Here is a 537-nt window from a genome sequence, read left to right as displayed (position 1 = left end):
TAGACATAATGACTCCCCACGAGGCTAGCCTCCATTCGTGGGTTAACTTAAAAAGACAGAGCCATAATTAGTTTGTTAATGAACTAAAGCGGAGGCTAGCATGAATAACTGTAGCATAATTTTTATCGGATTAGATACTCATAAAACATTTACTCAACTTGCTGTTTTAAAAGACGAACGAGGAGCTAAACCTGAACCATTAGGCCGTATAAATACCAATAAATCAGCATTTATTAAACTCGCAAGGCAACTACAGTCTAAATACCCGAAGGCAACACTCCATTTCATTTATGAAGCCGGCCCATGTGGATATTGGATTTACAGGCTGCTAACCAGCCTAGGGCATTGCTGTTATATCGTAGCACCTTCACTCATCCCCAAAAAGACAGGTGACCGAGTTAAAACTGACAAACGGGATGCGGCTAAACTGGCGCTACTTTTTAAGGCGGAAACGCTCACCACTATTTATGTGCCTGAAGCAGAAGATGAAGCCATACGTGATTTATCTCGTGCCCGTGAAACCGCCATGAAAGATTT

1 protein-coding gene is annotated in these 537 nt (G+C 41.9%); it reads left to right on the top strand.

Annotated features, from left to right (window positions below):
* Positions 1–100 precede the first annotated feature (100 nt).
* The coding region (locus ACRRSQ_RS20625; protein WP_440877661.1) for an IS110 family transposase at positions 101–537 on the top strand (437 nt) is incomplete at its 3' end.

Source organism: Thalassotalea sp. PLHSN55 (genome assembly GCF_052030545.1).
Taxonomy (GTDB): domain Bacteria; phylum Pseudomonadota; class Gammaproteobacteria; order Enterobacterales; family Alteromonadaceae; genus CANMXU01.
Note: the sequence above shows the minus strand (reverse complement) of the source record. Positions and strands in the feature narration are given on the sequence as shown.